Source organism: Herbaspirillum sp. B65 (genome assembly GCF_000333555.1).
Taxonomy (GTDB): Bacteria; Pseudomonadota; Gammaproteobacteria; order Burkholderiales; family Burkholderiaceae_D; genus Herbaspirillum; species Herbaspirillum rubrisubalbicans.
The window spans coordinates 1-6029 of the sequence record NZ_BADI01000433.1 but is presented as its reverse complement, the minus strand read 5'-3'; the positions used below and the strand labels follow the sequence as shown (position 1 = coordinate 6029).

Annotated in this window: 6 protein-coding genes; 2 read left to right on the top strand and 4 right to left on the bottom strand. The window is 62.9% G+C overall.

The genetic code is table 11. The annotated features are described in order from the left end of the window. Positions 1–40: 40 nt before the first annotated feature. Together I5W_RS10330 and I5W_RS10325 are read right to left on the bottom strand one after the other, a co-directional pair. Entirely contained in the window at positions 41–736 is a 696-nt protein-coding gene (locus I5W_RS10330; protein ID WP_044529151.1) for a glutamine amidotransferase, read from the bottom strand. A 143-nt stretch (positions 737–879) separates the two neighbouring features. Continuing rightward, positions 880–1764: a LysR substrate-binding domain-containing protein gene (locus tag I5W_RS10325; RefSeq protein ID WP_044529150.1), complete on the bottom strand. Its 885-nt coding sequence runs from the start codon at positions 1762–1764 to the stop codon at positions 880–882. A gap of 269 nt (positions 1765–2033) precedes the next feature. Between I5W_RS10325 and I5W_RS10320 the strand changes: the two genes are divergently transcribed. After that, positions 2034–2783, top strand: coding sequence for an SDR family NAD(P)-dependent oxidoreductase (locus I5W_RS10320; protein ID WP_017455345.1), 750 nt, complete (start codon positions 2034–2036; stop codon positions 2781–2783). 80 nt (positions 2784–2863) lie between these two features. Next, positions 2864–3901, top strand: a complete 1038-nt coding sequence (locus I5W_RS10315; protein WP_044529149.1) for a TRAP transporter substrate-binding protein — start codon at positions 2864–2866, stop codon at positions 3899–3901. Between the two features lie 89 nt (positions 3902–3990). Here the strand turns inward: I5W_RS10315 and I5W_RS10310 are convergent, their stop codons facing one another. Together I5W_RS10310 and I5W_RS10305 are read right to left on the bottom strand one after the other, a co-directional pair. Beyond that, a complete protein-coding gene (locus tag I5W_RS10310; protein ID WP_044529148.1) occupies positions 3991–4200 on the bottom strand; it encodes a hypothetical protein in 210 nt (69 codons plus the stop codon). Positions 4201–4386: 186 nt separating this feature from the next. Then, positions 4387–6029, bottom strand: a 1643-nt coding sequence (locus tag I5W_RS10305) for a methyl-accepting chemotaxis protein (protein WP_252716983.1), incomplete at its 5' end; no start/stop codon positions are given.

Here is a 6029-nt window from a genome sequence, read left to right as displayed (position 1 = left end):
TTAAATGTGAACAGGCCCTAGTCCTTTTGTTCATACTCGATCAAGCCAAGCCGGCCAGCCATTGCGTCACCATGTGGCGAGCGGCCTGCTGCAGCGGGCCGCCCAGGCGCTGGGCGGCATCGCGCAGGTGTCGCGGATCGATGCCGGCATGGTCCAGCTCGCAGGCGTGGCCTACCAGCCATTGTTCGATGCGCTTAGGGTCGGCTTCCAGATGGAACTGCAGTGCCAGCACCTGCCTGCCCACGGCGAAGGCCTGCTGCGCACAGAGCGCCGAACCGGCCAGGTGCGTGGCCTGTGCGGGAATGTCGAAGCGGTCGCCATGCCAATGCAGCACTGGCACGTCTTCCAGTGCAGCCAGCGGCGAATGCCGGCCCGCCTCGGTCAAGGACAGCGGCGCGTAACCGATTTCCTTCACTCCCATGGGTGCGACCCCGGCCCCCATGGCCCGAGCCATCAATTGTGCGCCCAGGCAGATACCCAGGGTGGGGGCGCCTCGCGCGAGCCTGCGCGTGATCGCTGCCAGTTCGCTGGCCAGGAAGGGGTAGCGGGCATCGTCATAGGCGCCGATCGGACCGCCCAGCACGATCAACAGATCGGCCTGCTGCACCAGCGGCGTGTCCAGGTCGTCGAGGCAGGCATCGAGATAGGTCAGTGCATAAGCCTGTTCTCGCAATACCTCATGGAGAATGCCGACATCCTCGAAATGGACATGGCGGATTGCAATCGCGGTTTTCATGATCTGGCTATCCTGTGCAAGCGTGTCGAATGGACGATTGGCGCAGTATAGCTTATGTCTGGGACAATATAATTTATGTCCTAGGACAAAGATGAAAAAGGAAAGAAACCCTCGATTTTTAACGAGGACGGATGCTGTTCCGCTCAGGCAGGTGATTTGCCACTTTCCTCGCGCAGCCATTGCAGGAAGCAGATCACCTCCGGCCGCGACTTGTTGCGTGCCGGGCAGACCGCGAAGTGCTGCGTGATCTCCAGCGCCATGCGGTCGGCAAAGACTGGCTGCAAACGCCCGCTGGCCAGGTGTTCGGCGCCGAAGGCGTCGCTTTCGAAGACCACTCCCAAGCCCTGCACGGCGGCCTCGATACTCATCATGGCGCGGTCGAAGCGCAGCGAGATGCGTTCCGGGCGCAGGTCCGGGGCGTAGCGGGCAAACCATTCCGGCCATTGCAGGAGGCTGCCGCGCGACTGGATCAGTGGCGCCAGTACCAGATCATCGGGGTTGTCGATGTGATGGCGAGCCAGGAACTCCGGGCTGGCCATGGGGATCACCTGTTCCGACAGCACCGGCTCGATTTCCAGGTCCGGCCAGTGCGGCACGCCGCAGCGGATGTCGAGATCGACCTGGCCGATTTCGAAGTCCGAGATTTCCGGTGACGCCGACAGGCCAAAGGCGATATCGGGATGGCGCTGGGTGAAGCGGCCGATGCGCGGCATCAGCCACAGGCTGGCGAAGCTGGGGCTGGAATGGATCTGCAGTGAATTTTCCACGCCGTGCCGCAGATCGTCGGTGGCCGAATTGATCGCCCCCAGCGCCCCGGCCACGCGATTGAGATAGCTCTGGCCGGCCGGCGTCAGTTCCACGCCCTTGGTGGAGCGTTCGAACAGGCGCAGCCCCAGCAGCTTTTCCAGGCGCGCCACCTGGTGGCTGATGGCCGAAGGCGTCAGGTGCAGTTCAGCGGCGGCCAGGTTGAAACTCTTGCGGCGCGCAATCGCTTCAAAGGCCATCAGGGAAGTCAGGGGTGGAATCATGAGGTCTCGCTTTTTGCTCTTATGAAGGTTTCTTCTGCGTCGCAACATGCGCGGGCTTGGCTGTGCGGCCGATTTTAGCGTATCGCTACGCTAGATGAAGCTTCGTCACATTCTCCTGACAAAGCATCACTTGTCCGCACCGGGTGAAAGTTCGAAGATCGGCGCCAGAACAACAGGGAGACACGCGCTGCAATCCGATGCCGGCCTGGGTGGCTGGCATGGCGTCTTCGCTGTTGCTTCTTCGCACGCAACTTTCTGGAGACCACACAATGCTGCTCAAGGACAAAGTCGCCGTCATCACCGGTGGCGCCGGCCTCAATGGCCTGGGATTTTCTACTGCTCGCCTGATGGCCGCGCAAGGCGCGCGGGTCGTCATCCTCGACCTGGAACGGGCTGAACCGGCCGGTGCCGCTGCCCGCCTGGGGCAAGGCCACCTGGGCCTGGTGGCCGACGTCACCGACAAGGCCTCCTGCGACGCCGCCGCGGCCGCCGTACTCAAGCAGTTCGGCCGCATCGACATCCTGGTCAACAATGCCGGCATCACCCAGCCCGCCAAATTGCTCGACATCAGCGGCCAGGATTACGACCGCATCCTCGACGTCAGCCTGCGCGGCACGCTCTACATGTCGCAGGCGGTGCTGCCGGCCATGCGCGCCCAGCAAAGCGGTTCCATCGTCTGCATCTCCTCGGTGTCGGCGCAGCGCGGCGGCGGCATCCTGGGTGGTCCGCATTACTCGGCCGCCAAGGCTGGCGTGCTGGGCCTGGCACGGGCCATGGCGCGCGAGTTCGGGCCGGAAGGCATTCGCGTCAATTGCGTCACGCCGGGCCTCATTTCCACCGACATCAACAAGGATATCCTGAGCGCCGAGAAGAAGGCCGAGATCGCCCAGACCATTCCCCTGGGCCGCCTGGGCGGGCCGGACGATGTGGGCGGGGTATGCGTCTTCCTGGCCAGCGACCTGTCGCAGTACTGCACCGGCATCACCTTGGACGTCAATGGCGGCATGTTGATCCACTGAGTTGTTCAGGCGCCGCTCCATGCCATGGGCCGGCGCAGCTTCATCGATTCCAAAACATTAGAAAATGACAGGAGACAGAGATGAAAGACGAACCAAGCAACAAGAAAATGAGCCGTCGCCAGGTATTGAAAACCGGCGCTGTGGTAGCCGCACTGCCTTTGTTTTCCATCCTCACGCGGCCGGCCAATGCGGCCGAGTTTACTTATAAATTCGCTACCGGCCAGGATCCCTCCCACCCGGTCAACAAGCGTGCGCAGGAAGCCATCGACCGCATCCGCAACGCCACCAACGGGCGCATGGAGATCAAGCTGTTCCCGGCCAACCAGTTGGGTTCGGATACCGACCTGATGTCGCAGATCCGCAATGGCGGGGTGGAGTTCTTCAACCAGGCCAATACCGTGCTCTCCACGCTGGTGCCGGCGGCCGGCATCGTCAATACCGGTTTCGCCTTCCAGGATTACGCGGCGGTGTGGAAGGCCATGGATGGCGCCTTGGGTGCACACGTGCGCGCGCAGATCGAAAAGGTCGGTCTGCTGACCATGTCCAAGCCCTGGGACAATGGTTTCCGGGAAATCACCACCTCCACGCGGCCGGTCAAGAATGCCGCCGACGTCAAGGGGCTCAAGCTGCGCGTACCGGCAGCACCCATGCTGACCTCGCTGTTCACTGCCCTGGGCGCGAGCCCCACGCCGATCAACTTCAACGAAGTCTATTCCGCGCTGCAGACCAAGCTGGTGGAAGGACAGGAAAACCCGCTGGCCATCATCAGCACCGCGCGTCTGTACGAAGTGCAGAAATACTGCACGCTCTCCAATCACGTCTGGGATGCCTACTGGATCCTGGGCAACCGGCGCGCCTTCGAGAAACTGCCCAAGGATATCCAGGAGATCGTGCGCCGCGAACTGGACCAGGCCGCCACCGATGAACGGGCTGATATTGCCGTGTTCTCGGGACTGGCGCGCAATGACCTGGCAGCCAAGGGCTTGCAGATCGTCGAGGCCGACAAGGCTGCCTTCAAGCAGGCGCTGGCCCAGGCCAACTTCTACAAGGACATGCGCGCCAAGTTCGGCGAGCAGGCCTGGCAGCTGCTCGAAGGCGCGGTCGGTCCACTCGGTTAAGACCGCTGCCGCCAAGTAAAACGGCCACGGCGCAAGCGCTGTGGCCGTTTTGTTTGGTGAAGGCTAATGCAACGCTAGCGACCGCAGAATCAGGCCTTGGTATCGATGATGTTACCGATGGCCTTGACCCCGGAAGTGACGCTGTCGGCCACCGAGTGGGCCGCCGAGGAGACGGCATGGACCGTGCTGTCGTAGGCGCTCTCGATGTCGTCACCGACTTCGGAGGCGACGTTCTTGATGGGTTGGATGACGCTGTTGTAGAAGCTGCTGTTGCCGGAGGAAACCGAAGACACGCTCATGTGAAACTCCCTTGTTATGAAATCGTGGCCTGCATCCCTACTGCTGAAGGAGGATGCGGGCAGGAGTTCCATCATAGGCAAGCGTGCCGGCCCTGCAAAGATGCTCATGGCCCGGCAACGGGTAAAGCTGTGCAAGGCCGTGTAAAGCGATGTTTGCGGCGGTGCGCTTGGTGCGCAATCGCTGACTTACTGCGCCAGCGCCAGCGTGCCTTCCTTGCGGCGCAGTGCCGGTGCGCTTGCTGCGGCGGTAGCCGGGCCGGCACTGGTATAGGTGATCCTGAAAACTGACACGGCCTGACTCAGCTTGATAGACTGGTCGCGCAGGTTTTCGGCAGCCGCTGCGGCCTGTTCCACCAAGGCTGCGTTCTGCTGCGTGGTTTCATCGATGGCGTTGACCGCCTGATTCAATTGTTCGATGCCGCCGCTCTGCTCGTTGCTGGCCACCGTGATCTCGGCCATGGTCACTGCCATGTTTTCCACGGCACCGCCCAGTTCACCCATGGCTTGTGCGGTTTCTCGCACCAGCAGGTTGCCGCTTTCGACCTTGGCGCGCGAGTCATCGATGAGGCTCTTGATGTCCTTGGCGGCAGCCGCCGAGCGCTGGGCCAGGGTACGCACTTCGGAGGCCACCACGGCAAAGCCGCGGCCTTGTTCGCCGGCGCGCGCTGCTTCCACGGCGGCGTTGAGGGCCAGGATGTTGGTCTGGAACGAGATGCCATCGATCAGGCCGATGATGTCCACGATCTTGTGCGAGGCGGCGTCGATCTCATCCATGGTCTTGCCCATGCGTTGCACCGAGGCGCTGCCGCGCTGGGCGATGGCCGAGGCGGTCTGTGCCTGGCGGTCGGCATTGCTGGCCGAGTCGGCGTTCTGGCGCACGGTGGCGGCGAACTGTTCGACGCTGGAAGCAGTTTCTTCCAGCGCCGACGCCTGCGATTCGGTGCGGCTGGAGAGATCCATGTTGCCGCTGGCGATCTCGCCGGTGGAGATGGTCATCGATTCGACGTTGCGGCGCACGTCGCCGATGATCGCGCGCAGGTTCACGTTCAGTTGCTGCAACGCCTGCAGCAGCAGGCCCAGGTCACCGCGGGCTGTGGTGTCGATGTGCAGGTCGAGGTCGCCACCGGCCAGGCCATGCACCGCCTTGATAGCCCGTTGCAGCGGCGCCACGATGCTGGCGTGCAGGACCGCCCACGAACCCAGCAGCAAGAGCGCGCCGCCCAGGGTGCCCAGCCAGATCGCATAAGGACTGCCACCCGCCGATTGCACGGCACTGCCGGCCGCCAGGCCGCCGGTAATGACCAGCAGCGTGAGGATGCTCATCATCCATGCCAGCCGTTTGGCCATGGATAGCTCGCGCAACCCTTGCAGCCAACCCATGATGCCGGTGCTGGCCACGGCGCCGCGATGGATGCGCAGGCCGCGGGCCTGACCGGCCACGAAGCGGCGGTAGGCGCTCTCGGCCGCCTGCACCTGTTCGCGCGAAGGGCGAGTGCGCACCGACATGTAGCCCACGGCCCGACCGTTCTCGCGCACTGGCGTGACGTTGGCCTGAACCCAGTAATAGTCGCCGTTCTTGCAGCGGTTCTTGACCAGCCCGTTCCAGGGCAGGCCTTCCTTGAGCGTGGCCCACATGTCGGCGAAGGCTTCGCGCGGCATCTCGGGATGGCGCACGATGTTCTGCGGCGCGCCGATCAGTTCGGCTTCCTCGAAGCCGCTGATTTCCACGAAGTAAGGATTGACGTAAGTGATGTTGCCTTGCAGATCGGTCTTGGAAACGATGGACTTGCCATCCTCCAGCAAGCGCTCGATGGTGGTGATAGGTAGAT